Genomic DNA, 23,982 nt, shown 5'->3' on the forward strand with positions numbered 1-23,982 from the left:
GGTCCGGGCTACCATAGCGGTCTTACTCTTTGATTTCGCACCAATGTCCACGCGTTCCGATACTCCCCATCTGGCTCCTCCGCTCTCATCCGTCCTTCTTGCCAGCGCGGGGGTGGTCGAGGGCGTGCTGGATGGCCGGTCGCTCACGGAGGCGCTGGCCGACGTCGATCCGGCCTTGCGGCCGGCCACGCAGGCCGTGTCGTTCCATGCGATGCGCTATCTGGGCTGGGCCGACGCGGTCGGCCGCGAAATGGTGCAGCGCTATCCCAGCGTGTTTTTCGAATCCCTGCTGCTTGTGTCGCTGACGCTGCTTAAGGAAGCGGGCGGCGCGGCCGAAAGCCTGCCCGGCATGCCGGTCTACGCGCCGCATACGGTCGTGGACCAGGCGGTGACCGCGGCGGCCGGCTCGCGCAGCCTTGCGTCCTATAAAGGCATGCTCAATGCCTGCCTGCGTCGTTTCCTGCGCGAACGCGCCGCGCTGGAGGCCGCGGTGGCCGACAGCCCCGAAGCGCAATGGAACCATCCCGGCTGGTGGGTCAAGCTGCTTGCCGTGGCCTATCCGCGCGAATGGCGCGAGATCCTGGCGGCCGCCAATGTCCCGGCCCCGCTGACCCTGCGGGTCAACCGCCGGCGCGCGACCCGCGAACAGGTGCTGGCCGCGTTCGAGGATGCCGGCCTGGCGGCTCAGCCCGTGGGCCAGTCGGGCGTGGTGCTCGCCACCCCCAAGCCCGTGGTGCAGCTTCCTGGCTTTGCCGAGGGCTGGTGGTCGGTGCAGGACGCGGGCGCGCAGCTCGCGGCCGAACTGCTGGCGCCCGCCGACGGCATGCGGGTCCTGGACGCCTGCTCGGCGCCCGGCGGCAAGACCGCGCACCTGCTGGAGCTCGCCGACATCGACCTGCTGGCCCTGGACGCCGATGCCGACCGCCTGGTCCGCGTGGAACAGAACCTGGCGCGGCTGGGCCTGGCCGGCGAGCATGTCCGGCTGAAGGCCGCCGATGCCGCCGACCTGGACGCCTGGTGGGACGGCAAGCCCTTCGACGCGGTGCTGGCGGATGTGCCGTGCACGGCGTCGGGCATCGTGCGCCGCCACCCCGACATCCGCTGGCTGCGCCGCGAAAGCGACCTGCGCCGCACCGCCAGCCTGCAGACCCGGATCCTGGATGCGCTGTGGACCACCGTGGCCCCCGGCGGCCGGCTGCTCTACGTCACCTGCTCGGTTTTCCCCATCGAAGGCACCCGCCAGGCCCTGGAGTTCCTGCAGCGCCACCCGGATGCGACGCGGCTCGATGCCCCCGGCCAATTGCTGCCTGTTGCTGTCGATGCAACACCCGCGGCGCAACACGACGGATTTTTCTACGCCTTGTTTGCCAAGCAGTCCTGAATCCCCAAGAATAGGGTCATGACGTAGTTCCGGTGCCGTATGTCCATTATTTCGCGCTTATTTCTTGGGTTGTTGCTGGTAACTGCCTTGCTTTCCTCCGCGCCGGGTGGATTGGCTCATGCTTCGGAAGCCCGCGTGACGCGGGTGGATCCGATGGTGCGCGACGGCAACCTCGAAATCGATGCGGATATTGAGTTCGAACTCAACCAGCAGTTGCGGGATGCCGCCCAGCGCGGCGTCGCCCTGTATTTCACGGCCGACCTCACCATCACCCAGGAGCGCTGGTACTGGTTCGACAAGTCGCTGGTGGACACCTCCCGCACCTGGCGCGTGGTCTATAACGCGCTGACCCGCCAGTGGCGCGCGGGCGTGGGCGAGCTGTCCTTTCCGGTGGCCTCGCTGGACGACGCCATGAGCCTCATCCGCCACATCCGCAATTGGCGGGTCGCGGACGCCGGCGATTTCGACGTGGGTGTGCAATACGATGGGCAGCTGCGCCTGCGGCTGGACACGTCGCTCTTGCCCAGGCCGTTCCAGGTGAACGCCTTGAACAGCAGTTCCTGGGCCCAGGCGACCCCGTGGATGGACTTCTCGTTCATGCTGGGCGACAAGGAGAAAGACCCCTCATGAGGCTTTTGCTTCGGCTGGCGCTGATGGTGGGCGCCGTGAGCGGACTGGCGCTGCTGGGCCTGCTGGCCTGGTCCACCGGAAACGCCTCGCGCTTTGCGCGCTACTACGACACGCTGCTGGTCCTGAACGGCATTTTCGCGCTGGCGCTCTTTGTCTGGGTGGTCGCGCTGACGGTGCGGCTGGCGCGGCAGATCCGGCGCCGGCAATTCGGCGCGCGGCTCACCGCGCGCTTTTCGCTGGCGTTCGCGCTGATCGGCGTGGTGCCGGGCGCGCTCATCTACACCGTGTCGGTGCAGTTCATGTCGCGCTCGATCGAGTCCTGGTTCAACGTCCGTGTGGACACCGCGCTGGAGGCCGGGCTGAACCTGGGCCGGGCCGCCCTGGACTCGCTGCTGGCGGACCTGGACGCGCGCGCCCGCTCGATGGCGATGGAACTGAACCGCAGCACCGACAGCGGCGTGACGCTGGCGCTGACGCGGCTGCGCGAGGCCAATGGCGTGCAGGAGGCCATGGTGTTCACAGGCAGCGGGCGCATGGTGGCGTTTTCCACCAGCCAGTACGGGCAGCTTTTGCCCGCCGCGCCGCCGCCCACCGTGATGAACCAGTTGCGGCTGGCGCGCGGCTATTCCGCGGCGGAAGCCGACGATCCGGTCACGGCGGGCGCGGAAGGCGGCCTGCACCTGCGCGTGGTGATTCCGCTGAACGGCCCGGACCGCTACGACAACCTGCTCGGCCCGGCCTCCGAGCCGCGCTGGCTGCAACTGTTGCAGCCGGTTCCCGAACAGATCGCGCACAATGCCAACCTGGTTCAGCAGGGCTTTCGCGATTACCAGGAACTGGCGCTGTCGCGCCTGGGCCTGCGCAAGCTTTACGGCATTACGCTGACGCTGGCGCTGCTGCTGGCGGCCTTTGGCGCCATCGCGGTGGCGCTGTCCCTGTCCAAGCGCCTGGTGCGCCCGCTGCTCAGCCTGGCGGGCGGCACGCAGGCGGTGGGCGTGGGCGATTACCGGCCCCTGCCCGAGCCCCCCGAACGCGACGAAGTCGGCCAGCTCACCCGTTCGTTCAATGCCATGACGCGCCAGCTCGACGAGGCGCGCCGCATGGTCGAAAGCAACCGCCAGCAGCTCGAGCGTTCCAACGTCTACCTGGAAAGCGTGCTGTCCAACCTGTCCTCCGGCGTGTTGGTGTTTGACGAATCGTTCCGCGTCACCACGGTCAACCAGGGCGCCCAGACCATTCTGGGCGCGGACCTGCGTTCGGTCATCGGCCGCCCGCTCGAGACCGCGGACGGCATGCTGGAATTCGCCAACATCGTGCGGCAGGCCTTTTCCACCCACGCCGCGGTCGGCTCCGAGCGCCAGCACTGGCAGCAGCAGTTCGAGATCGCGCCCGCGCAGGGCGAGGGGGCGGCGCCCTCCCAGCCGCTCACCTTGCTCGCGCGGGGCACGCATCTGCGCGTGGACGGGCGCGGCAACGGCTATCTGGTGGTGTTCGACGACATCACCGAAGTGATTTCCGCCAACCGGACGGTGGCGTGGGGCGAGGTGGCGCGCCGCCTGGCCCACGAGATCAAGAATCCCCTCACGCCGATCCAGCTGTCGGCCGAGCGCCTGGCCATGAAGCTGGAGGGCAAGCTGCCCCCCGCCGAGGCGCAGATCGTCGAGCGTTCCACCAATACCATCGTCAATCAGGTGGCTTCGCTCAAGCAGATGGTGGACGACTTCCGCGAGTACGCCCGCACGCCGCCCGCCGTCATGCAGCGCATCGACTTCAACGCGCTGGTGGCGGACGTGCTGTCGCTCTACGGCTGGGAGCCCGACGGCGCCTCGCCGCGCCTGACCGGAAAGGCCCTGAATCTGGATGTGAGCCTGGGCGCGGACCTGCCGGACATCGAAGGCGATCCGACCCAGCTTCGCCAGGTGATCCACAACCTGCTTTCCAACGCCCGCGACGCGATCGCGGAAATGGGCGGGCAGGGCCGCGTCAGCGTCACGACCCAGCTCATGCGCAGCGAGCAGCCCGATCGCGTGGCCCATCAGGCGCTGCGTTTCACGGTGGCGGACACCGGCCCGGGCTTCCCGCCGCAGGTGATGCAGCGCGCGTTTGAGCCCTACGTAACCACAAAGTCCCACGGGACTGGGTTAGGATTGGCAATCGTCCGCAAGATCGTGGAAGAGCATGGCGGGCGTATCGACCTTGCAAACCGCAAGGAAGGAGGGGCGCGGATTTCCATCCTGTTGACCCGGCTGGCGCCGGGGGCCGACACTATGGACGCGACCGCGCAAGAAAAGGATAATGCGGCTACGCAATAGGTGGATGCTTTATGGCCAGAATTCTGGTGGTTGACGACGAAGTCGGTATACGCGAGCTTTTGTCGGAAATCCTTTACGACGAGGGACACACGGTCGAGCTGGCCGAAAACGCGGCGCAAGCGCGCGCTGCCCGCCTTCGCATGCGTCCTGATCTGGTGTTGCTGGACATCTGGATGCCCGACACCGACGGCGTGAGCCTGCTCAAGGAGTGGGGTTCGCAGGGCCTCCTGGACATGCCCGTCATCATGATGAGCGGCCATGCCACCATCGACACGGCGGTCGAAGCCACGCGCATCGGCGCCATGGATTTCCTCGAAAAGCCCATCACGCTGCAGCGTCTGCTCAAGACCGTTGCCGCGGGCCTGGCGCGCGGCCGCCTGCCGCATCCCGCGCCTGCCGCCGTCAACCCGGCCGCGCCCAGTCCGGTGGTGGCCCTGGAAGACGAACTGGATCCGCCCGCCGCCCTGGCTGCCGTGTCCGCCTCGGATGCGCCGGCCGCCTCGAACGGCCAGTTGGGCAGCATCTCGCTGGACCAGCCGCTGCGCGAGGCGCGCGACGAATTCGAACGCATCTATTTTGAATACCACCTGGTCAGGGAAAGTCACAGCATGACGCGCGTGTCCGAGCGGACCGGGCTGGAGCGCACCCACCTCTATCGCAAGCTCAAGCAATTGGGCATCGAGTCCGCGCGCAAGCGCAGCACATGAAGATCCTGATCATGGGCGCTGGCCGCGTTGGCACCAGCGTGGCGGAGAACCTGGTGTCCGAACAGAACGACATCACGGTCATCGATTCCGATCCGGTCCAGCTCAAATACCTGCAAGAACACTTCGACCTGCGCGTCGTCCGGGGCGACGGCTCGCAGGTGTCGGTGCTTGAAAACGCCGGCGCCGCCGACACGGACCTGCTCATCGCCTGTGCGGCCTCCGATTCCGCCAACATGGTCGCGTGCAAGATCGCGCGCCAGCTGTTCAACATCCCCCGCCGCATTGCCCGCATCCGTTCGGCCGAATTCCCCGAGCATCCGGAGCTCATGAGCGAAGAGGGCTTCTGCATCGACGCGCTCATCAGTCCCGAGCGCAGCGTCACCACCTACCTGCACAGCCTCATCGAGTTCCCCGAAGCCCTGCAGGTCGTCGAATTTGCCGAGGGCCGCGTCAGCGTCGTCACCGTGCGCGTGGGGCACGGCAGCCCGATGGCCCATTCGTCCGTCGACAAGCTGCGCGATGTCTGGCCCGACGTGAAGGCGCGCGTGATCGACGTGCTGCGTGGCGGGCGTCCGCTGCGGGCGGGCAGCGGCACGGTCGTCGCGCCGGGCGACGAAGTGGTGCTGGTGGTGGACTCGGACCATGCCCGCCGCGCCGTCAGGAAGCTGCGCGACGCCGAACGGGCGGTGCGCCGCGTGATGATCGCGGGCGGCGGCAATATCGGCCTGCGCCTGGCGCGTCAGCTCGCCGAGGAAAAATACAGCGTCCGCATCATCGAGCACGACCTGAAGCGCTGCGAATACCTGGCGACCCAGCTCCCGGACAGCGTGCTGATCCTGCACGGCAGCGGCACCGACGAGGCCCTGCTGGAGCGCGAAAACATCGAAGACATGGACACGTGGCTGGCACTGACCAGCGACGACGAAGACAACATCATGTCGTCCCTGCTCGCCAAGCGCCTGGGCGCGCGCAAGGTGATCGCGCTGATCAACCGCCAGGCCTACGGCGAACTGATGCAGGGCAGCCATATCGACATCGCCGTGTCGCCCTCGCAGGCCACCATGAGCGAACTGCTGCGGCACGTGCGCCGGGGCGACGTGGTGGCGGTGCACCGGCTGCGCCAGGGCGTCGCGGAGGCGCTGGAGGCCATCGCCCACGGCGACCGCTCCACCTCCAAGGTGGTCGGCCGCGCGGTGGGTCAGATCAGCCTGCCCAAGGGCGCCAGCATCGGCGCGCTGGTGCGTGGCGAAGAAATCATCCTGCCTGACGCCGACACCGTGATCGAAACCGACGACCACGTCATCGTCTTCGTGCCCTCGCGCCAGCAGATGCCGCGCGTGGAAAAGCTGTTCCAGGTCTCGGCGTCATTTTTCTGATGCGCCGCGTGCTCCCACCCATGCGCGGCCCCCGCGCAGCCGGCTAAGCCTCCATGAAGCGCGTACTGGCCACCTTGTACATCCTGGGCCTCACCATGGTGATGTTCGCCCTCACCATGCTGATTCCGGTGTTCATCGCCTATATGGGGGCGGATGGGGCGCGCGAGGCCTTTCGCGACGGGTTCCTGATCTCGATCGGCATCGGCGGCGGCCTGGTCGCGTTGACGCGGCCCCATCGCAGCGAATTGCGGGCGCGCGACGGCTTTGTCCTGGTGTCGGCGGTGTGGGCCGGGCTGCCGTTGCTGGCCTCCATCCCGCTGATGCTCTACTTCCATCGCGCCGGGCTGCCGCTGTCGTTCACCAGCGCGTATTTCGAGGCCATGTCGGGGCTGACCACCACCGGCGCCACGGTGCTGACCAACCTGGACGCCTTGCCGCCGTCGATCAACCTGTGGCGCGCCACGCTGGTCTGGATCGGCGGCATGGGCATCCTGGTGCTGGCCGTGGCCATTCTGCCCCTGCTGGGCGTCGGCGGGCACCAGGTGGTCCGGGCGGAAACCCCGGGCCCCATGAAGGACGAGCGGCTGACGCCGCGCATCGCCAGTACGGCCAAGGCCCTGTACGCGGTGTATTTCGCGTTTTCGATCCTGTGCTTCCTGGCCTACCGGCTTGCCGGGCTGTCCTGGTTCGAGGCTTGGTGCCATATGGCCACCACCATGGGGCTGGGCGGCTTTTCCACCTGGGACGACGGCTTCGCGCATTTCGATTCCGTGGCGGTGGAAATGGTGGCCATGGCCTTCATGCTGATCGCCGGCATCAATTTCGCCACGCACTTCAACGCCCTGCGCCAGCGCAGCCCGCGCGCCTACTGGCGCTGCCCGGAGGCCATTCCCTACCTGGTCATCGTGCTGGGGGCCGGCCTGGTCATCTCGGTCTTCCTGTTCTTCAAGGGGGTCTATGCCGACCCGCTGGAGGCGCTGCGCTATGGCATGTTCAACACCATCTCGGTGGCGACGACGACCGGTTACGCCAATACGGACTATGCGCAGTGGCCGCTGTTCGCGCCGCTGACGATGCTGTTGCTGTCGGGGTTCGCCACGTCGGCCGGGTCCACGGGGGGCGGAATCAAGATGATCCGGGCCATCCTGCTGGTCAAGCAGGCCCGCAATGAGCTGGTGACCATGCTGCACCCGCATGCCGTCAGTCCGGTCCGGATCAGCGGCCGGGCGGTGGAGGCGCGGACCATGTCGTCGGTGCTGGCCTTCATGCTGTTCTACGGCATGACCATCGCCGTGTTCACCAGCCTGCTGCTGCTGTCGGGCCTGGATCCCATCACGGCGTTCTCGGCCGTGTTTGCCACCGTGAACAACACCGGGCCGGGCCTGGGCCCCGTCGGGCCGATGGGCAGCTTTGCGGTGCTGTCGGATTTCCAGATCTGGGTCTGCACCTTTGCCATGCTGATCGGACGCCTGGAACTGATGACGGTGCTGGTGCTCTTCACGCCGATTTTCTGGCGCAAGTAATGGGGGGTAGCGCCGCCGGTAGCGGGGTGTAGCCCCGCCGGTAGCCCCGCCGGTGCCCCGCCATTTTCTAGGGGATAACCCTATAAAGGGTTATCCCATCCCCTCTCGAAAGCCCCTTGCAGACTGGCCTGCGGCGCCTCGCCGGCCGGGAACCCGCGCCAATCCTGTGTTGTAAGCGCTTGCTCACTTTTCTTCAGAGGGCAAAACGGGATGATTCGCGATGTTGCACACAAATGTCACGATTTTCAATCGTTTTGCCACAAAGCTGCGGCTATCATGCGTTCACAAGCCGCCGTCTAGTGCCCCCCGGGAAGTTGCCGGGCTTCAAGGTCGAACGGCGCATACCCTCATCAAACATTCAAAGGAGTCCGAGATGGAACAGATCCCGTTCATTTCGTCGGCCCCCAACACCCTGGGCATCGAACTCGAGCTGCAACTGATCGACCCCCGCAGTTTTGACCTTGCTGCAGCCTCTGACGAACTGTTGGCCCAGATGGCCAACCATCCCATTGCCGACCGCGTCAAACCGGAAATCACGCGGTCCATGATTGAACTGAACTCCTCGGTGCACGAGCACCCGATGGGTCTGCTGGCCGAGATGCGCGAGATGCGCGATGCGCTGGTCGAAGCCGCAGATGCCGTCGGCGTTTCCGTGGCCGGCGGCGGCGCCCATCCCTTCATGCGCTGGCAGGAGCGGTCCATCTCGGATACCCCGCGCTTCCAGTACCTGGCCGAAATGTATGGTTACCTGGCGCGTCAATTCACGGTGTTCGGCCAGCACATCCACCTGGGCGTGAAGAGCGGCGACGATTCCATCAAACTGCTGCGCCGCCTGTCGCCGTACGTGCCGCATTTCATTGCGCTGTCGGCCTCTTCGCCCTACTGCGAGGGCGTGGATACCCTGTTCTCGTGCTCGCGCCTGAACGCGGTCAACAGCTTCCCGCTCGCCGGCCACCTGCCGCCCGAGGTCAAGGACTGGTACCAGTTCGAAGCCCATATTTCGCAACTGCGCGCGTTCGGCCTGGCTGAAAGCATCAAGGACCTGTACTGGGACATCCGTCCCAAGCCCGAGTACGGCACGGTCGAGATCCGCGTCTGCGACACGCCGCTCACGGTCGAGCGGGCCTGCCAGGTGGCCGCCTTTGCGCAGGCGCTGGCCGTCCTGCTGATGCGCGAGGAAGACCCCGGCGACAGCGCCTGGCTGTCCTATCGCAGTAATCATTTCCAGGCCTGCCGCTTTGGCCTGCAGGGCAGCTACGTGATGCCCGATGGCCAGCGCGTGCGTCTGATGGACCATCTGCGGGCGCTGTTCCAGCGGCTGATGCCGGTGGCCGAAGAGCTGGGCACGGGCGACATGATCGCCGACCTGCGCGACGACGCCATGCGGTCCGGCAACGATTCCCGCTGGCTGCGCAGCCAGTACCACCGGCTGCGCGACCTGCCGCTGGTGGTGGAAGCCATGGCGAACGCCTGGCGCGGCGTGGCGGCGCCGGTCGCGCCGCCGGCCGAGCCCACGGCAGTGCTGCGCCGCCGTATCCGGGCCACGTCGGAGCCCATGCAGAGCCTGGCGGCGTCCGAACCGGGCGTCAGCGTGCCCGAACGCCTGCACTAGGGGTCACACCTCAGGTCGCAGGTATCCGGTCTGCCGGGCGCGGCCCCCTGTTCAGGGGGTTCCGCGCTGGCGGCCGCCGATCGCGCTGATGGACAGGCGGGTTTCGCCCGCCACGGTCCGGTGGGCCGCCGCCCGCCAGGCATGGCCGTAGGCCACTTCGATGCTCAAGGGGATGAGGCCGTCCGCGTTGCGCTGCGCTTCCAGCGCCGCGCACAGGCGGTCGCGCCAGTCCCGGCCCACCAGTGCGCCGCGGCGTCCTTCGGCGGGGTTGCCGCCCAGCGCGCGCACGTCCTGCAGCAGCTTTTCGGGGCTGCGGTAGGTCAGCGTGAGGATCTCCTGGTCCATGACCGGGTCTGCAAACCCGTTTTCCACCAGCAGGTCGCCGAAGTCGTGCATGTCCACGAACGAGGGCGTGGCGGTGCGCAGGCCGGCGTCGGCCAGCGCCTGGCGCAATTCGCGCAGCGTGGCGGGCCCCAAACAGGAAAACATCGCCAGGCCGCCCACCTTCAGGATGCGGCGCCATTCGGCCAGCACGGCGTGCGGTTCGCGATGCCAGTGCATGGCCATGTTCGACCACACCAGTTCCAGCGATTCGGGCGCGAGGCCCGTGCGCGCCAGGTCTGCATTGACGAAGGCGGGCGCGGGCGGGCCCCGGCGCGCCAGCTTGCCGATCCAGGCCGAGAGCCCGCCGGGCGCGTGGCGCTTGCGCGCGTGGTCGAGCAGGGGCTCGCAGTTGTCCAGGCCGGTGTAGGCCGCTTCGGGATAGCGTTCGCGCAGCAGCGGCAGGTTGTCGCCGGCGCCGCAGCCGGCATCCAGCAGGGCCTGGGGCTGGACGCGGATGTACTGCAGGCGGCCGAGCATGCGGCGCGCCACTTCGCCATAAAGGAACTGGGCGTCGGCCAGGTCGCCGCGGCGCGCGAACTGGCGCGGCACGTCGGCGCTGACGAGGGGCAGGGAGGGGGGCGTTGCGGTTTCTGGCAGGGACATTTCGGTCGCGCCCGCGGGATCGCCCGGGGGCGGAGCATGGTGTGATGAGGGATGGCACACATTATTGCGCATCCCGGCGGCAGGTTCCGATTGCCCCTACTGGACATGGGGCGACGGCTGCTGTCGCGCGCCGGCTGCGACTGTCCCCTGTGCGGCGCCCGCGTGGCGGGGGCGCGGCTGTGCCCGGGGTGCCAGGCCGACATCCTGGCCGCCCCGCCGGGCGCCGGCGCGCGGTGTCCGCGGTGTGCGCTGCGTCTGCAGGCGGGCGGCTCGGCTTGCGCGGCGTGCCTGGCGCGGCCGCGGGCCTTTTGCCGCACGGTGGCCGCGTTTGACTATGCGCCGCCGGCCGACACGCTGATCCTGATGCTCAAGACGCAATTGCGGCTCAGCATGGCGCCCGTGCTGGCGCGGTTGATGGCCGATGCGTTGCGGGCCGAAGTGTTGCAGGCCGAAGGCGCGCACGCCCTGCCGCCGCCCGGCCTGCTGCTCGTGCCCGTTCCCGCCAGCCGCGCGTCGCTGCGCCAGCGCGGCATGAATCCGGCCGCCGAGATCGCCCGCAGCCTGGCGGTCGAGCTTGCGCTGCCCCCGCCGCGCCACCTGCTGACGCGGCGGCGTGACACGCCCCGCCAGGCCACGCTCGATCGGCGGGCGCGGCAGCAAGGCACGGCGGGCTTGTTCGTTTGTCCGCATCCGCTGCCCGGGCGCCATGTGGCGGTGGTGGATGACGTCATGACCACCGGCAGCACGGCCGACGCGGCGGCCGCCGCGCTGCTGGCCGCGGGTGCTGCCAGCGTGACGGTGCTGGTGGCGGCGCGCACGCCGTGAGCCGGCCGGGCGGGGCGGGCGCACGGGCCGCGGCTCGTACCTCCGCGCCGGCCGCTGCGCAGGCATCCGCGCCGGCCGCTGAGCAGGCATCCGCACCGGCCGCCCCAGTGGCCGCCGCCGGCAAATCGGCGACAATCACGCACCTGCGGCCGTTTCCTGGCCGCGGGCCATTTCACGTCTGCATCCGCCATGTTCCACGTCATTCTCGTCTGCCCGGAGATCCCTCCCAACACCGGCAATGCCATCCGGCTGTGCGCCAATACCGGGGCGCAGTTGCACCTGGTGCGTCCCTTGGGATTTGAACTGGATGATGCCCGCATGCGGCGGGCCGGGCTGGATTATCACGAGTGGCAGCCGGTGCGCGTGCACGACACGCTGCAGGAGGCGCTGGCGGATACGGGGGCGGCCCCGTCCAGCATCTACGCGTTGACCACCCATGCCCAGCGCAGCGTGGCCGACGTCAGTTTCAAGCCGGGCGATGTGTTCGTGTTTGGCCGCGAAAGCGCCGGCCTGTCGGACGCGCATCAGGCGATGTTCCCGCCCCAGCAGCGGCTGCGGCTGCCGATGCGCGCCGGCCAGCGCAGTCTGAACCTGTCCAACGCCGTGGCGGTCACGGTATTCGAAGCCTGGCGCCAGCAAGGCTACGAAGGCGGCGCGTAGACGCCACCTCCGGTCAGGCGCGGGCCCGGGCTCAGTCCAGCGACAGCTGCAGCTTGTCGATCACCTGATCCCAGCGCGCCTTTTCATTCTTGATGCGGGCGGTCAGGGCTTCCGGCGTGGACGCCGCGGGCGTGAAGTACTGCAGCGCGAACTGCTTGCGGACGGCGTCGCTGTTGATGATGCGCGCCAGTTCGCTGTTGAGCCTTTCGACGATGGGCGTCGGCGTGCCGGCCGGCGCCAGCACGGCGTTCCACGAGATGGCTTCGAAGTCCGGGTAGCCTTGCGAGGCCATGGTCGGCACGCCGGGCAGGGCGTCGCTGGGCTTCAGGCTGGTCACGGCCAGCAGCTTCACCTTGCCGTCGCGCGCCTGGGGCACGGCGATGGCGGGCACCATGAACCCGGCCTGCACGTCCCCGCCGATGATGGCGGTGATGACCTGCGGAAAACCGGAGTAGGGGATGTGGGCCAGGTCGACGCCCGCGCTCTCCTTGAACATCTCCATGGCCAGGTGGGCCGAACTGCCGGGGCCGACCGATCCATAGTTCAGCGAGTTGCCGCGGCCTTTGACCAGTTTGACGAAGTCCTGGACGTTGTCGACCTTCAGACTGCCCGGCACCACCAGCACGTTGGGGCTGGTGCCCACCAGCGAGACCGGCTCCAGGTCGTTGAGCGGGTCGTAGCCCAGCGTCTTCTTGTAGAGCGTGGGCGCGGTGACCAGCGGGCCGTTGATCGTATAAAGCAGCGTATAGCCGTCGGGCTTGGCCTGCGCCACGAGACGCGTGCCGATGTTGCCGCCCGCGCCCGGCTTGTTGTCGATGACGATGGGCTGGCCCAGCGCCTGCGACAGCGGCTCGGAGATCGTGCGCGCCAGGATGTCGGGGGACGAACCCGGCGGGAAGGGCACGACCATGTGGATCGGCCGCTCGGGCCAGTCGGCATGGGCGGCGGCGGGCAGGATGGCGGCCAGGCTCAGGCACAGGCCACGCAGCAGCGGGCCGACCCGGAACTTGCGGGTTTGCGTCATGAAGGAGGTCTCCTCGGGGTGGGTGTCGTGTCTTGTTGTCGGTAATGGATGAGAGGCGCGCCCGTCAGGCGGCGCCCGGCGCCTGGTCCGAGCCGGACCCTTCGTAGCGGGCATCCCGCGCCAGCAGGGCCGAGACCGCCGTCATGGGCGCCACGCCCTCGAACAGCACGGCGCACACGGCTTCGGTAATGGGCAATTCGACATTGATGGCGCGGGCGCGGTCCAGGGCGGCGCGCGCGCAGCGCACGCCTTCCGCCGTCACGCCGCTGGCCAGGATGTCGGCCAGCTTGCGGCCCGCGCCGATCTCCAGGCCCACGCGCCGGTTGCGCGACAGGTCGCCGGTGGCGGTCAGCACCAGGTCGCCCAGGCCGGTCAGGCCGGCGAAAGTCTCGGCCTGCGCGCCCAGCGCCACGCCAAAGCGGGTCATTTCGGCCAGGCCGCGGGTGATCAGCGCGGCGCGGGCATTGGTGCCCAGCGCGAGGCCGTCGCAGATGCCGCAGGCGACGGCGATGACGTTCTTCAGCGCGCCGCCGACCTCCACGCCGATGAGGTCCGTGCTGGCGTAGACGCGCAGCGCCGCGCCGTGGAAGGCGGCGGTGGTGGCGTCGCGCAGGGCGGGGCTGCTGCTGGCGACGGTCAGGGCGACGGGCAGGCCCTGCGCGACTTCGCGCGCGAACGACGGGCCCGACAAGGCGCCGCCGGTCGCACCGGGCAGCGCCTCGCGCATGATTTCATGGGGCAGTCTGGCCGTGTCGGCTTCAAAGCCCTTGCACGTCCAGACGATGGGGGTGTCCTGCAGACCCAGCGCGGGCAGCCGTTGCGACAGCGCCTCGCAAAGAGACGTGAGGCCCGCGACCGGCACGCCCAGCACGATCAGGCGGCGCGCGGCGTCGTCCTGCAGGGTGCGCAGGGTGGCGTCCAGGTCGGAGGAAAACTGCAGCGTCTTGGGCAGGGTGATGCCCGGCAGGTAGCGGGCATTCTCGTGGGTGGCGGCCATGGCGGCCGCTTGCGCGGCTTCACGCGCCCAGAGCTGGGTGGGGTGGCGGCGGCTTGCGGCCGCCGCCAGCGCGGTGCCCCAACTGCCCGCACCCAGGACGGCGACGCGCAGGCGCGGCTCGGCGGGTTGGTTCATGGGGCGCCGCAGCGTGCTTACTGGCGGGTGGCGCCGGGGGGCAGGATGATGCCCGAGTCGCCTGCGCTGCCGTTGGCGGCGCCAGCCTGCTGCTGTTGCAGTTCGGCGATGCGCTGCTCGTACAGAGCCTGGAAGTTCACCTCGGTCAGGTGCAGCGGGGGCATCGAGGTGCGGGTGATCGCATCGGCGATGTTGGCGCGCAGGTACGGATACAGCATCGTGGGGCAGACAATGCCCAGCAGCGGGTCGAGCTGCTCTTCCGGAATGTTGGCCGCTTCGAAGATGCCGGCTTGCGTGCCTTCGACCAGGTACACGACCTTGTCGTTGATGCGCGTGGTGACGGTGACGGTGACCGTGGTTTCGAACACGGTTTCGGCCAGGCGCTGCCCGCCCACGGTGATGCTCACCTCGACCTGGGGCGCTTCCTGCTCCAGGAACACGTGGGGCGCGTTGGGCATTTCCAGCGAAAGGTCTTTCAGGTAGACGCGCTGCAGATTGAACGAGGGCGCGTCGTTGCCGCCTTCTTGCTGGGTGTTTTGGTCTTGATCAGCCATGAGTGTTTCCGTTGGTGGGAGGGCAAAAAGGGGCGATTAGCCGTTCAGCAGGGGCGTCAGTTCACCCGAGCGGTCCAGGGCCATCAGGTCGTCGCATCCGCCGACATGGGTTTCGCCGATGAAGATCTGGGGGACGGTGCGCCGGCCGGTTCGTTCGATCATGATGTCGCGTTGGGACGGCTCCCGGTCGATCTGGATGATTTCCAGATCGTCCACGCCGCGCTGCTCCAGCAGCGCCTTGGCGCGGGCGCAATACGGGCAATAGTCCTTGCTGTACATGACAACTTTGTTCATAGGGCGCTCCTGGGGGGTACAAGAAAAGGAAGATGGGGGCGAGTCGCCCCGATTCAACCCTTCTGGGTGACCGGCAGGCTGGCCGCCGACCAGGCGCGCATGCCGCCTTCGAGCGGCACCACGTCGGTAAAGCCCTGGGCGCGCAGCTTGGCGACGGCGCGGGCCGAGTCGCGGCCGTTGTCGCAGACCACCACGAGCGGCTTGTTCTTGGGCAGCGAGCTGGCCTTCTGCTCGATGTCGGCCGCCGGCACGTTTCGTGCCTGCGCGATGTGGCCGGCCTGGAATTGTTCGGCGGGACGCACGTCGACCCACACGGCATTGCGCTGGTTGACCATCTGGATGGCTTCATTCGTGCTGATGGCGGACCCCGTCCGGCCCTTGCGCAGGGCGGGAATGATCAGCATCACGCCGGAGACCACGGCGACGGCGACAATGAAAATGTTGTTTTTATCGAGCAAGAATTGCAGAAGATCCACGGGGTTTCCTGTAGTACGTCGGCCAGCGTACGTCGGCCAGCCTGGTAGGGGCGAACCCTGATGCGCCGCGTCCGGGAAGTGGACGCGGTGCGCCGGGGCAAAATCACGGGCAAAATCACTCAATTATAAAATGAGCGCATTCCTTAACCATCCTCCAACTTTAACCCGCGCGGCGGGCGCCCCAAACCATGCATAAACTCGTACTGATGCGCCATGGCGAAAGCCAGTGGAACCTGGACAACCGATTCACCGGCTGGACCGACGTCGATCTCACCGACACGGGCCGCGAACAGGCCCGCAAGGCCGGCGAACTGCTCAAGAAGGAAGGCTACACCTTCGACCTGGCCTACACCTCCGTCCTCAAGCGCGCCATCCGCACGCTCTGGATCGCGCTGGACGCCATGGACGCCATGTACACCCCGGTCGGCGTGAACTGGCGCCTGAACGAGCGCCATTACGGCGCCCTGCAGGGCCTGAACAAGTCCGAGACGGCCGCCAAGTATGGCGACGAGCAGGTGCTGATCTGGCGCCGCGCCTATGCCATCGCCCCGGAGCCGCTGTCGCTGGACGATGAACGCCACCCGCGTTTCGACAGCCGCTACGCCAAGATTCCGGCCGACCAGCTTCCCGCCACCGAGTGCCTGAAGGACACCGTGGCCCGCGTGCTGCCGTTCTGGAACGAATCCATCGCCCCGGCCATCCGCTCGGGCCGCAAGGTGCTGATCGCCGCCCATGGCAACAGCCTGCGCGCCCTGATCAAGCACCTGGACAACGTCTCGGACGACGACATCGTCAACCTGAACATCCCCACCGGCCAGCCGCTGGTTTATGAATTGGATGATGACCTGCGTCCCATCCGCCACTATTATCTCGGCGATGCCGCCGAGATCGAGGCGGCCATGGCCGCGGTGGCGGCCCAGGGCAAGGCCAAGAAGGACTGATATCTCTATGCGTCGCACGGCGGGGTTGTTGTTGGCGGTCATGCTGGCCGGAGCGGCGCTGCCTGCGCGCGCCGCGCCCAGCGACCTCGCCGGGCGCCAGTCCGACGCCGAAAAGCAGCAGGCCGCGTTGCGCGACCGCATCGAGAACCTGCAAAAAGACATCGACCAGCGCGAGGCCGCCCGCAAAGAGGCTGCCGACGCGCTCAAGCAGTCGGAATCGTCCATTTCCCGGATCAACCTGCGCCTGAAGGAACTGGCCGACGCCAACCGCCAGGCCACGGCGGACCTCGCGTCGCTGGAAAAGCAGATCACCGTGCAAGAGGCCGTGCTGGCCAAGCGCCGCGTCGAACTGGCCGACCAGCTGCGCACCCAATACACCAGCGGCCTGTCGCCCTGGACGGCGCTGCTCTCGGGCGACGATCCCCAGGTGCTGGGCCGCAACCTCGGCTATCTGGACTACGTGTCTCGCGCCCGGGCGGACGCCGTGAAGGCGCTGCGGGCCGACATCGACCGGCTGGCCGCGTTGCAGGCGCGCGCGGACGACCGCCGCGCCGAGATCGAAAAAGTGGTCGCCGAGACCTCCGAACAGAAAACCGCCCTGGTCGCGCAGCAGAAAGAGCGCGCGACCCTGCTGGCCCAACTTGAGGGACAGATCGCCGCCCAGCGCGCCGAAGCCAACAAGCTGGGGCGCGACGACCAGCGCCTGTCTCGCCTCATCACCGATCTGGACGCGGCCATCGCCAAGCAGCTCGAGGAAGCACGCAAGGCCGAAGAGGCGCGCAAGCGGGCCGAGGAGGTCCGACGGGCCGAGGAAGCGCGGCGCGCGGCCGAAGAGGCCCGCCGCGCCACCGAAGAGGCCAAGAAGCGCGCCGAGGCCGAACGCCGTGCGCAGGACGCCCGCCGCAAGGCCGAGGCGGACCGCAAGGCCGCCGAAGACGGCGTGCGCCGCGACAGCGAAGCCCGCGAGGCCGCCCAGGCGCGCGAGCAGGTCGAGGCGGCGGCCCGCCAGAATCGCGGCCCGGTGGCCGTGGCCGACCCCGACGCCGCCGGATTGCGTCCGGCCGAGCAGCGGCAGACCCGCATCGGCGGTCCGGCCGATACGCCGACTCAGGCAAAACCCGCGGATCCCCCCAAAAAGGCGGAACCGATCGAGGGCGGCGCCACTCCAACGCGCAGTGCTTCGTCGCAGCAGTCAGCCAAGGCGGCCCCCGTGGGCGCGGGCAACGGGCTGCGCCACGGCCTGGCCATGCCCGTCCGCGGGCAGATCCAGGGCAGGTTCGGGGTGGACCGTCCGGATGGCGGCGTGTGGCGGGGCGTGGTGCTGCGCGCGGCCGAGGGCACGCCTGTCAAGGTGGTGGCCCCGGGCACGGTGGTCTACGCCGATTGGCTGCGCGGCTTTGGAAATCTGATCATCGTGGATCATGGGCAGCAGTACCTGACCGTCTATGCTTACAACCAAAGCCTGCTCAAACGGGTGGGCGATGCGGTGGCGGGCGGCGATACTATTGCTACGGTAGGGGCAACCGGCGGCCAAGTGGAATCCGGCCTATACTTTGAAATTCGCCATCGTGGCGCTCCTGTGGACCCGGCCCAGTGGCTGGCGCAGTAGATTCACGCCGTCTGTCTCGACGCGGCCGGCAAATGATATGTCGTTGGTAAAAACCGTTGGTAAAAACCGTTGGCACATTGCCAAACCCATCGGCGAAAACACAATTCGGGAAGTGTGCATGGGCACTCGTAAGTTTCGCGGTTTCGGTCTGATTGCCATCGGTGCGGTGGCGGGTGTGTTGCTGAGTGTGGGCGTGACTGCCGTCGCCCAGCGCGGCAGTCCCCTGCCTCTGGACGAGCTCAGGCAACTGAGCAATGTCTTTGCCGCCATCAAGAACAACTACGTCGAAGCCGTCGACGACAAGACCCTGATCGACAATGCCATCTCCGGCATGGTGTCGAATCTGGACCCGCACTCCGCCTACCTGGATGCCGATGCGTTCCGCGAAATGCAGACCGCCACCCAGGGCGAGTTCGGCGGCCTGGGCATCGAGGTCGGCGCCGAAGACGGTTTCGTCAAGGTGATCTCGCCCATCGAGGACACGCCCGCCGCCCGCGCAGGCGTCATGGCCGGCGACCTCATCATCAAGATCGACGACACGCCCACCAAGGGCATGACCTTGAACGACGCGGTCAAGCTCATGCGCGGCGCGCCCAAGTCGCCGATCACCCTGACGATCATGCGCGCCGACCGCCCGCAGCCCATCGTGGTCAAGATCGTGCGCGACATCATCAAGGTGCGCAGCGTGCGCAGCAAGATGCTGGACAACGGCATCGGCTACGTGCGCGTCGCCCAATTCCAGGAAAAGACCGGCGCGGACCTGGCCAAGCAACTGAAGGAACTGGGCGCTAAGGAACCGCCCAAGGGCCTGGTGCTGGACCTGCGCAACGACCCGGGCGGCCTCCTGACCAGCGCCATCGGCGTGTCCGGCGCATTCCTGCCGCCCGATACGCTCGTGGTGTCCACCGACGGCCGCACGCCGGACGCCCGCCACAAATACCTGGCGACGCCTTCGGAATACGCCCGCGGCGAAAGCAACTACCTGTCCGGCCTGCCGGCCTGGACCAAGACCGTGCCCATGGTGGTGCTGGTCAACGTGGGTTCGGCCTCGGCATCCGAGATCGTGGCCGGCGCGCTGCAAGACCACAAGCGCGCCAAGGTGCTGGGCAACCGCACGTTCGGCAAGGGCTCCGTGCAGGTGATCCTGCCGCTGTCCGAAACCACCGCGGTCAAGCTCACGACCTCGCGCTACTTCACGCCCAGCGGCCGTTCCATCCAGGCAACCGGCATCGAACCGGATTACGTCGTGGCCGACACGGCCGATGGCGACCTGTTCCGCCTGCCGCGCGAAGCCGATCTGCAGCGCCACCTGTCCAACCAGCAGACCACCAACGAAGTCAAATCCAGCGCCGACCAGGACAACGTCGAACTGCCGGCCAAGGTCTTCGAATTCGGCGGCAAGGACGACTTCCAGTTGCAGCAGGCCCTGAACCTGCTGGCCGGCAAGCCGGTGCAGAAGGGCTCGGCCCGCGCCCAGGCCAAGGCCGACGCCAAGGCCGGCGGCGGAACGCCCCAGCGCATGACGATCACGCCGACCGGAGTCGAGCCCAGCAAGAACAAATGAACGACGAGCAACTGCTGCGCTATGCCCGCCACATCCTGCTGGACGAACTCGGGATCGAAGGGCAGGAAAAACTCCTGGCGGCGCGTGTGCTCATCGTGGGGGCGGGCGGCCTGGGTTCGCCCGCCGCGCTCTACCTGGCCACCGCTGGCGTGGGCGACATCACGCTGGCCGACGACGACGTCGTCGAACTGAGCAACCTGCAACGCCAGATCCTGCACACCACCGCCAGCGTCGGCCGCCCCAAGGCCGAGTCCGGCCGCGACATGCTGCACGCCTTCAACCCGCAGACCCGGGTCCATGCCCGGGTCGAGCGCCTGAAGGACCAGGCCCTGTCCGACGCGGTCGCCCAGGCGGACCTGGTGCTCGACTGCACCGACAACTTCACCACCCGCCACGCGATCAACCGCGCGTGCGTGCAGCACCGCAAGCCGCTGGTTTCCGGCGCCGCCATCCGCTTTGACGGCCAGGTCAGCGTCTACGACCTGCGCGACGACAACGCGCCGTGCTATCACTGCCTGTTCCCCGAGGCCGACGAGGTCGAGGAAGCCAACTGCGCCACGATGGGCGTGTTCGCCCCGGTGGTCGGCATCATCGGCAGCATGCAGGCCGCCGAGGCGCTCAAGCTGCTGTCCGGGGTGGGCGAAAGCCTGTCCGGCCGCCTGCTTTGGCTGGACGTGCGCACCATGCAATGGCGCAGCGTCAACGTGCAGCGGGACCCGGAATGCGCCGTTTGCGGCCACCGCGGACAGGCCTGAAACGCGGCCGTATTGCACTTGGGGACAATACTAAAGGCCTGAGATACCTGCTATAACGCCAGCCAGCCTACTGAAATCGGGTAGATGGCCATGGACATGACGGCGTGGATACAGGACTGAAGTTCAGCCTGCCCAAGTGGCGGCTCACGCGTTGGCTGACACATACCGGGCACGACACGCCGGCGGACATCCGCGCGGCCCTCATCGCCAGTCTCTTCGGCACGCTTCCCATTTTTGCCGGCGGGGTCATCAACACGCTGATGATCTCGGGCGTCGTCGCGTGGCGCCGCCCGGAACCGCTGTATGTCTCCTGGCTGATCCTGGAAGTCGTGCTCGCGATCGTGCGCGTCACCATCCTGCGTGCCGCCCTGCGCGCGGCGCCCAAGGGCGGCAACACCCACACCGACATCTATATCGTCCTGGCCCTGATGTGGGCGTTCAGCGTGGGCTATGGCGTCTTCGTCACCTTTCTGAACGGCGACTGGCTCGCCGCGACGCTGGCCGGCGTGTCCTGCGGCGCCATGGCCGGGGGCATCTGCTTTCGCAATTACGGCGCGCCGCGGCTGGTGGGCGTCATGATCTTCCTGAGCCTGGGGCCCATGTGCCTGGGCGCGCTCTTCACGGGCGAATGGGTGATGGTCATCGTCTTCATCCAGATTCCGTTCTACCTGATCAGCATGAGCATCGCCTCGCACCGGCTGAACCGCATCCTGGTGTCGACCATGCAGGCCGAACGGGACAGCGACCGGCGCGCCAGCGAAGACGCGCTCACCGGCCTGGCCAACCGCGCCGGCCTGCAGGCGGCGCTGGAGCGGGTGTGCTCCAGCGCGCGCGGCCACGACAGCGCGGCGGCGCTGCTCTACATGGACATGGACGATTTCAAGCGCATCAACGACAGCTACGGCCACGCCGCGGGCGATCTGGTGCTGCGGACCATCGCAGACCGCATGCGGGCGATGCTCCGGGTGGACGACGTGGCCGCCCGCATCGGGGGCGACGAATTCATCGTCCTGGTCACCGGCATCGACGCCACCGCCGCCCTGCGGCTGGGCGACCACCTGCTGCGCGACGCCTCCCAGCCCATCACCCTGGCCGATGGCACGCGGGTCTGCGTCGGCCTGTCCATCGGCATCTCCATCATGACGGGCGCCAACCGCACACCCCAGGGGGCGCTGGACTCCGCCGACGCGGCGCTGTATCGCGCCAAGGCGCAGGGCGGACGCTGCTGCGTGGTGGACCAGGGGGCATCCTGCGACGTGAACGAGGACATGCCGGGCGCTTCAATGGCGGCTTGAGCGCAAGCTTCGCGGCCGGGCTGCGTGCGCCGCTGTCCGAATCAGTCCGAAATAATCACACTGAACGAACAACTCCCATCAATCCTCCGTAACAACAAAGTTATCAGATAACCTGAAAAATCTGCCTATAATCCGTCGATGTTGACCAAGCACCTCACCCTCACCGAGCAGGTCGCTCGCCAGCTCGCCAGCGAAATCGCGGACGGCGTCCATCCCGTCGGCGCCAAGCTGCCCGCGGGCCGTTTGCTGGCCGAGCAGTACGGCGTCAGCGCCGCCGTCATCCGCGAAGCGACGGAACGCCTGCGCGCGCAAGGGCTGATCCAGAGCCGCCAGGGTTCCGGCAGCACCGTCGTCTCGCGCACCGGGGCGCAAGGCTTCCAGGTGTCCTCCGGAATTGCCGTCAACCGCGAAAAGCTGGCCAGCGTCTACGAACTGCGCATGGAACTGGAAGGCGGCGCCGCCGCGCTTGCCGCCGTCCGCGGTTCCGCATCGGACCTGCTGGCCATGGAAGAGGCGCTCGCTCGCCTGCAAGCGAACCTCGAACATCCCGAACAGGGCGTCGAACACGACATCGCCTTTCACGTCGCCATCGCCGCCGCCACCCACAACAGCTATTACCAGGACCTGCTGCAATACCTGAACCTGCAGCTGCGCCTGGCCGTCAGCACGGCCCGGTCCAACAGCCGCCTGCAGGATGGCCTGACGCTCGCCGTGCATCAGGAGCACGTCGCCGTGTTCGAGGCCATCCGCGCGCGCGATCCCGACCGCGCCCGGCAAGCCGCCATCGGCCACCTGCGCCAGGCCGCCAGCCGCCTGCAACTCGATCTTCCCTTTTCCGCCGCAAACCACCTCTCATGACTGCATCCGACTTTTCTCAACGGCTGGTCCAGGCCCTGGGCCCCGATACCGTCTTCACCGCCCCGGCGGACATCGCCCCGTGGCTGTCTGACTGGCGCGGCCTGTACAACGGCCAGGCCCAGGCGGTCGTGCGCCCGCGCACGACCGCGGAAGTGGCAACGTGCCTGGCGCTCTGCCAGCAGGCCGGCGTGCCCGTGGTTCCGCGTGGCGGCAACACCGGCCTGTGCGGCGGCGCCACCCCCGATGGCGGCGCGCACAACGTCGTCATCAGCCTGGACCGCATGAACGCCGTGCGCGCCATCGACACCGTGGCGAACACCCTGGTCGCCGAAGCCGGCGCCATCCTCGGCAACCTGCGCCGCGCCGCGCAGGACGCCGGCCGCCTGCTGCCGCTCAGCCTTGCCGCGGAAGACTCCAGCCAGATCGGCGGCAACGTGGCCACCAACGCGGGCGGCGTGAACGTCGTGCGCTACGGCATGGCGCGCGAACTCGTGTTGGGTCTGGAAGCGGTGCTGCCCACCGGCGAAATCTTCCACGGCCTGCGCACGCTGCGCAAAGACAACACCGGCTACGACCTCAAGCAACTGCTCATCGGCTCCGAGGGCACGCTGGGCATCATCACCGCCGTCGCGCTGCGCCTCTTCCCGCGCACCGACGTGCGTTCGGTGGTGCTTGCCGCGGTCGAATCCCCCGCGCAAGCCCTGCAGTTGTTCGATATCCTGTTCGAGCAATGCGGCGCGCGGCTGCAGGCCTTCGAGTTCTTCACGGGCGATTGCCTGGACCTGGTGCTCACGCACGCCGAGGGAGTGCAGGAACCCTTCGAGCAGCGCTACCCGGCCTACGTGCTGGTGGAACTGGCCGACACCGCCGACGAACAGGCCCTGAACGCGCTGCTGGAAAACGTCATCGGCACCGCGCTCGAGCGCGGCCTGTGCCTGGACGCCGCGGTCTCGGCCTCGCTTGCCCAGTTGCAGACGTTGTGGAAACTGCGCGAGGAAATCTCCGAAGCCCAGCGCGCCGACGGCCCCCACCTCAAGCACGACGTGTCGCTGCCCATCGAACGCATTCCCGACTTCATGCAATCCGCGGAAGCCCGCGTGCGCGCCATTTACCCTGACATCCGCCCCTTCATCTTCGGGCACTTCGGCGACGGCAACCTGCACTACAACCTGTCCCGTCCCGCCGGCGCGGACCGCAACTGGGTTGCCGAACATGGCGCGGCGATCACGGACGCGGTGCTGGACGAGGTCAACCGCTACGGGGGAAGCATCTCGGCAGAGCACGGGATCGGCCAGCTAAAGCGCGATCACTTCCTGCACAGCAAGGATCCGGTGGAGTTGCGGCTGATGCGGGAAATCAAGAAGGTCATGGACCCGGCGGGCATCATGAACCCCGGAAAACTGCTCTAGGCTGCACGCCGCCCGGCGTCATGCGACGCGGGGCGTCCCAGACGACGCCCCGGCCCGG

General features: G+C 67.9%; 22 protein-coding genes. 16 read left to right on the forward strand and 6 right to left on the reverse strand.

What is annotated here, in order from left to right:
- The first annotated feature begins 43 nt into the window (after positions 1-43).
- The 7 genes from rsmB (at position 44) to BXA00_RS11245 (ending at position 9,541) form a co-directional block, all read left to right on the forward strand.
- Complete coding sequence (gene rsmB / locus BXA00_RS11215) at positions 44-1,381, forward strand: 16S rRNA (cytosine(967)-C(5))-methyltransferase RsmB (RefSeq protein WP_076518561.1); 1,338 nt, start codon at positions 44-46, stop codon at positions 1,379-1,381.
- A 39-nt stretch (positions 1,382-1,420) separates the two neighbouring features.
- Positions 1,421-2,011, forward strand: a complete 591-nt coding sequence (locus tag BXA00_RS11220; protein WP_083714243.1) for a DUF4390 domain-containing protein — start codon at positions 1,421-1,423, stop codon at positions 2,009-2,011.
- Positions 2,008-4,323 (forward strand): ATP-binding protein, encoded by a 2,316-nt coding sequence (locus BXA00_RS11225; RefSeq protein ID WP_076518562.1) that lies wholly within the window; start codon positions 2,008-2,010, stop codon positions 4,321-4,323. The genes BXA00_RS11220 and BXA00_RS11225 overlap by 4 nt, the downstream gene beginning before the upstream one ends.
- 11 nt (positions 4,324-4,334) lie before the next feature.
- Positions 4,335-5,030 (forward strand): response regulator, encoded by a 696-nt coding sequence (locus BXA00_RS11230; RefSeq protein ID WP_076518563.1) that lies wholly within the window; start codon positions 4,335-4,337, stop codon positions 5,028-5,030.
- Positions 5,027-6,406 (forward strand): Trk system potassium transporter TrkA, encoded by a 1,380-nt coding sequence (gene trkA, locus BXA00_RS11235; RefSeq protein WP_076518564.1) that lies wholly within the window; start codon positions 5,027-5,029, stop codon positions 6,404-6,406. The genes BXA00_RS11230 and trkA overlap by 4 nt, the downstream gene beginning before the upstream one ends.
- Positions 6,407-6,459: 53 nt before the next feature.
- Positions 6,460-7,929 carry a TrkH family potassium uptake protein gene (locus BXA00_RS11240; RefSeq protein WP_076518565.1) on the forward strand — a complete coding sequence of 490 codons (1,470 nt, stop codon included), beginning with the start codon at positions 6,460-6,462 and terminating at the stop codon, positions 7,927-7,929.
- Between the two features lie 373 nt (positions 7,930-8,302).
- Positions 8,303-9,541 (forward strand): YbdK family carboxylate-amine ligase, encoded by a 1,239-nt coding sequence (locus tag BXA00_RS11245; protein ID WP_076518566.1) that lies wholly within the window; start codon positions 8,303-8,305, stop codon positions 9,539-9,541.
- A gap of 51 nt (positions 9,542-9,592) precedes the next feature.
- Here BXA00_RS11245 and BXA00_RS11250 read toward each other — a convergent pair whose 3' ends face one another.
- Positions 9,593-10,528, reverse strand: coding sequence for a methyltransferase domain-containing protein (locus BXA00_RS11250; protein WP_076518567.1), 936 nt, complete (start codon positions 10,526-10,528; stop codon positions 9,593-9,595).
- 90 nt (positions 10,529-10,618) lie between these two features.
- Here BXA00_RS11250 and BXA00_RS11255 point away from each other — a divergent pair, with 90 nt between their 5' ends.
- Both BXA00_RS11255 and BXA00_RS11260 read left to right on the forward strand, forming a co-directional pair.
- Positions 10,619-11,353: a ComF family protein gene (locus BXA00_RS11255; protein ID WP_369825605.1), complete on the forward strand. Its 735-nt coding sequence runs from the start codon at positions 10,619-10,621 to the stop codon at positions 11,351-11,353.
- A 189-nt stretch (positions 11,354-11,542) separates the two neighbouring features.
- Positions 11,543-12,013: a tRNA (cytidine(34)-2'-O)-methyltransferase gene (locus BXA00_RS11260; RefSeq protein WP_076518569.1), complete on the forward strand. Its 471-nt coding sequence runs from the start codon at positions 11,543-11,545 to the stop codon at positions 12,011-12,013.
- Positions 12,014-12,044: 31 nt separating this feature from the next.
- On the opposite strand, the gene BXA00_RS11265 is transcribed toward BXA00_RS11260, so the two are convergent.
- The 5 genes from BXA00_RS11265 to BXA00_RS11285 form a co-directional block, all read right to left on the reverse strand.
- On the reverse strand, positions 12,045-13,037 hold the full coding sequence (locus BXA00_RS11265) for a tripartite tricarboxylate transporter substrate binding protein (protein WP_076518570.1): 993 nt from the start codon (positions 13,035-13,037) through the stop codon (positions 12,045-12,047).
- Between the two features lie 64 nt (positions 13,038-13,101).
- A complete protein-coding gene (locus tag BXA00_RS11270; protein WP_076518571.1) occupies positions 13,102-14,169 on the reverse strand; it encodes an NAD(P)H-dependent glycerol-3-phosphate dehydrogenase in 1,068 nt (355 codons plus the stop codon).
- Between the two features lie 17 nt (positions 14,170-14,186).
- Positions 14,187-14,723: a protein-export chaperone SecB gene (secB, locus tag BXA00_RS11275; RefSeq protein WP_076518572.1), complete on the reverse strand. Its 537-nt coding sequence runs from the start codon at positions 14,721-14,723 to the stop codon at positions 14,187-14,189.
- A gap of 36 nt (positions 14,724-14,759) precedes the next feature.
- The gene (gene grxC, locus BXA00_RS11280) at positions 14,760-15,017 is read right to left on the reverse strand and encodes a glutaredoxin 3 (RefSeq protein WP_076518573.1); all 258 of its coding nucleotides are present in this window, start codon (positions 15,015-15,017) and stop codon (positions 14,760-14,762) included.
- 53 nt (positions 15,018-15,070) lie between these two features.
- Positions 15,071-15,493, reverse strand: coding sequence for a rhodanese-like domain-containing protein (locus tag BXA00_RS11285; RefSeq protein ID WP_076518574.1), 423 nt, complete (start codon positions 15,491-15,493; stop codon positions 15,071-15,073).
- 188 nt (positions 15,494-15,681) lie between these two features.
- On the opposite strand from BXA00_RS11285, the gene gpmA reads away from it, so the two are divergent.
- From gpmA to BXA00_RS11320, 7 genes are all read left to right on the forward strand, one after another.
- Positions 15,682-16,434, forward strand: coding sequence for a 2,3-diphosphoglycerate-dependent phosphoglycerate mutase (gpmA, locus tag BXA00_RS11290; RefSeq protein ID WP_076518575.1), 753 nt, complete (start codon positions 15,682-15,684; stop codon positions 16,432-16,434).
- A 7-nt stretch (positions 16,435-16,441) separates the two neighbouring features.
- On the forward strand, positions 16,442-18,043 hold the full coding sequence (locus BXA00_RS11295) for a murein hydrolase activator EnvC (RefSeq protein ID WP_076518576.1): 1,602 nt from the start codon (positions 16,442-16,444) through the stop codon (positions 18,041-18,043).
- Between the two features lie 118 nt (positions 18,044-18,161).
- Positions 18,162-19,607, forward strand: coding sequence for a S41 family peptidase (locus BXA00_RS11300; RefSeq protein WP_076518577.1), 1,446 nt, complete (start codon positions 18,162-18,164; stop codon positions 19,605-19,607).
- A complete protein-coding gene (locus BXA00_RS11305; RefSeq protein WP_076518578.1) occupies positions 19,604-20,362 on the forward strand; it encodes a molybdopterin-synthase adenylyltransferase MoeB in 759 nt (252 codons plus the stop codon). The genes BXA00_RS11300 and BXA00_RS11305 overlap by 4 nt, the downstream gene beginning before the upstream one ends.
- Before the next feature lie 104 nt (positions 20,363-20,466).
- Positions 20,467-21,657 (forward strand): GGDEF domain-containing protein, encoded by a 1,191-nt coding sequence (locus tag BXA00_RS11310; protein WP_076518579.1) that lies wholly within the window; start codon positions 20,467-20,469, stop codon positions 21,655-21,657.
- Positions 21,658-21,795: 138 nt separating this feature from the next.
- Positions 21,796-22,515, forward strand: coding sequence for a FadR/GntR family transcriptional regulator (locus tag BXA00_RS11315; protein ID WP_076518580.1), 720 nt, complete (start codon positions 21,796-21,798; stop codon positions 22,513-22,515).
- Positions 22,512-23,924: an FAD-binding oxidoreductase gene (locus BXA00_RS11320; protein WP_076518581.1), complete on the forward strand. Its 1,413-nt coding sequence runs from the start codon at positions 22,512-22,514 to the stop codon at positions 23,922-23,924. The genes BXA00_RS11315 and BXA00_RS11320 overlap by 4 nt, the downstream gene beginning before the upstream one ends.
- The last annotated feature ends 58 nt before the right edge of the window (positions 23,925-23,982 follow it).

Origin of the sequence: Achromobacter sp. MFA1 R4, assembly GCF_900156745.1 — a bacterium.
Taxonomy (GTDB): domain Bacteria; phylum Pseudomonadota; class Gammaproteobacteria; order Burkholderiales; family Burkholderiaceae_B; genus Achromobacter.

Bases quoted from the DNA above. Each gene is read 5' to 3' on its own strand.
- rsmB (WP_076518561.1), top strand. From the start codon at position 44: ATGTCCACGCGTTCCGATACTCCCCATCTGGCTCCTCCGCTCTCATCC.
- BXA00_RS11220 (WP_083714243.1), top strand. From the start codon at position 1,421: ATGTCCATTATTTCGCGCTTATTTCTTGGGTTGTTGCTGGTAACTGCC.
- BXA00_RS11225 (WP_076518562.1), top strand. From the start codon at position 2,008: ATGAGGCTTTTGCTTCGGCTGGCGCTGATGGTGGGCGCCGTGAGCGGA.
- BXA00_RS11230 (WP_076518563.1), top strand. From the start codon at position 4,335: ATGGCCAGAATTCTGGTGGTTGACGACGAAGTCGGTATACGCGAGCTT.
- trkA (WP_076518564.1), top strand. From the start codon at position 5,027: ATGAAGATCCTGATCATGGGCGCTGGCCGCGTTGGCACCAGCGTGGCG.
- BXA00_RS11240 (WP_076518565.1), top strand. From the start codon at position 6,460: ATGAAGCGCGTACTGGCCACCTTGTACATCCTGGGCCTCACCATGGTG.
- BXA00_RS11245 (WP_076518566.1), top strand. From the start codon at position 8,303: ATGGAACAGATCCCGTTCATTTCGTCGGCCCCCAACACCCTGGGCATC.
- BXA00_RS11250 (WP_076518567.1), bottom strand. From the start codon at position 10,528: ATGTCCCTGCCAGAAACCGCAACGCCCCCCTCCCTGCCCCTCGTCAGC.
- BXA00_RS11260 (WP_076518569.1), top strand. From the start codon at position 11,543: ATGTTCCACGTCATTCTCGTCTGCCCGGAGATCCCTCCCAACACCGGC.
- BXA00_RS11265 (WP_076518570.1), bottom strand. From the start codon at position 13,037: ATGACGCAAACCCGCAAGTTCCGGGTCGGCCCGCTGCTGCGTGGCCTG.
- BXA00_RS11270 (WP_076518571.1), bottom strand. From the start codon at position 14,169: ATGAACCAACCCGCCGAGCCGCGCCTGCGCGTCGCCGTCCTGGGTGCG.
- secB (WP_076518572.1), bottom strand. From the start codon at position 14,723: ATGGCTGATCAAGACCAAAACACCCAGCAAGAAGGCGGCAACGACGCG.
- grxC (WP_076518573.1), bottom strand. From the start codon at position 15,017: ATGAACAAAGTTGTCATGTACAGCAAGGACTATTGCCCGTATTGCGCC.
- gpmA (WP_076518575.1), top strand. From the start codon at position 15,682: ATGCATAAACTCGTACTGATGCGCCATGGCGAAAGCCAGTGGAACCTG.
- BXA00_RS11295 (WP_076518576.1), top strand. From the start codon at position 16,442: ATGCGTCGCACGGCGGGGTTGTTGTTGGCGGTCATGCTGGCCGGAGCG.
- BXA00_RS11300 (WP_076518577.1), top strand. From the start codon at position 18,162: ATGGGCACTCGTAAGTTTCGCGGTTTCGGTCTGATTGCCATCGGTGCG.
- BXA00_RS11305 (WP_076518578.1), top strand. From the start codon at position 19,604: ATGAACGACGAGCAACTGCTGCGCTATGCCCGCCACATCCTGCTGGAC.
- BXA00_RS11315 (WP_076518580.1), top strand. From the start codon at position 21,796: ATGTTGACCAAGCACCTCACCCTCACCGAGCAGGTCGCTCGCCAGCTC.
- BXA00_RS11320 (WP_076518581.1), top strand. From the start codon at position 22,512: ATGACTGCATCCGACTTTTCTCAACGGCTGGTCCAGGCCCTGGGCCCC.